This window comes from Longimicrobium sp. (genome assembly GCF_036554565.1).
Taxonomy (GTDB): Bacteria; Gemmatimonadota; Gemmatimonadetes; order Longimicrobiales; family Longimicrobiaceae; genus Longimicrobium.
The window spans coordinates 1-1,560 of sequence record NZ_DATBNB010000124.1; the positions used below are offsets into that span (position 1 = coordinate 1).

General features: G+C 69.4%; 1 pseudogene. It reads right to left on the minus strand.

The features are described 5' to 3' along the window. Positions 1–1,560, minus strand: a pseudogene (locus VIB55_RS03350) (TonB-dependent receptor); the annotation flags it as partial.

Below are 1,560 nucleotides of genomic sequence, written 5' to 3' on the forward strand. Positions count from 1 at the left end.
GGCCGTGGCGCCGGCCGCCGATGCGCGAGGCGAGCTGCTGCGACACCGAGAAGTCCATCCGGTACACCATGGGCAGGAACACGGCGTTGCGCTCCACGTACTCGCCGCGGTGCTCCCGCAGGTACCGGTCCTGCCGGATGAACGCCTCGAAGGCCTCGGCCTGCTGCGCGGCCGTGAAGGTGAACGTCTTGGCGGTCGAGCCGGAGCCCACCGTCTGCGTGTACTGCTGGAAGTTCATCTCCGACGGGTCGCGCGGCACGTACAGCAGGTCGTTGCTGGTGCCGCCGTCGCCGTTCAGGTCGCCGCCGTACACGTAGCTGGCGTTGCCGCCGTTGCGGCCCTCCCAGAACAGCGAAACCGTCGTGGCGCCGAAGCCGAACAGGTCGCGGCGCGCGGAAAGCGCGGCGAACACCCGGTGCCCCGGGGAGTTCGCGGAGAAGCCCAGGCCGGGGTTGTTGGGGTCGCCCGCGTGCGGGTTGTTGTTCCACGACCCGAACGCGATGGAGCCGGCGTCCACCGTGTTCCTGGCCTCGCCGTAGCTGTACGCCACCTTCGCGAACACCCCGCGCGCGAAGGGGCGCTCCAGCGAGGCCGACAGGTTCCACGACCTGCCCTGGTCCCCGTTCTTCAGCACCACGGCGTTCGCGACGTTGCAGTTCAGGCGGTTGAAGCCGCCCGACACCGTGGGGCAGCGGCCGCTGGCCGACGTCCAGCGCGGCCGCGGGTCGGGGCCGGTGAAGGCGGTGTTGGCCGGCGCCAGGTTGGCGTTGATGTAGTACACGCCGTTCAGGTCACGCCCGTACAGGTATTCGACGGTGGCCACCAGCCCCAGCGGAAGGCGTTGGTCCACTGCCAGGTTGGTGCGCCACACCTGCGGAAAGCGGAAGTCGGGATCGGTCAGCGCCAGCTCGTAGCTCGAGGCCGGGGCGCCGGTGACGGTCTTGGGCTTGTAGGTGTTCGGATCGGGATTGAACGGCCGGGCGGTGGTGTTGTCGAGCTGCTCGAAGCCCGTCAGCACGCCGGTGGTGCCGATCTGGTTGCTGATCCACACGAACGCGGGACGCCCGGTGAACACGCCGGTTCCGCCGCGAACCTGCGTGGAGCGGGTGCCCAGCACGTCCCAGTTGAAGCCCAGGCGGGGCGAGAACAGGGGCGCCGGGTCCGGCAGCTTGCCCGTGCTGTACTTCACGTCGCGCCCGTTCTCGTCGCGGAAGGTCAGCAGGTCGGCCGCCGCGTTGGTGTACGCCGTGTTGCCGAACACCGGCACGTCCACGCGCAGGCCGGTGGTGAGGGTGAACCGGCCGTTGGGGCGCCACTCGTTCTGGGCGTAGGCCCCGGTATAGAACACCTCCAGGGGCTGCACCGGCTTGTCCTGCCCCGGGATGTTGGCCCAGCGCACCTGGAAGCGCCGCAGGGTCACGGGCGACGTGGTGCGGTTGGGATTGGCCAGGTAGCCGTTGGCGTCGGCGTAGAAGTCGGCGAGCGAGTTGTACACGTACACGCTCTGCGACCCCGGGAAGAACACGTTCTCCGACTCGTACCGCTCGGCGCTGATCCCGA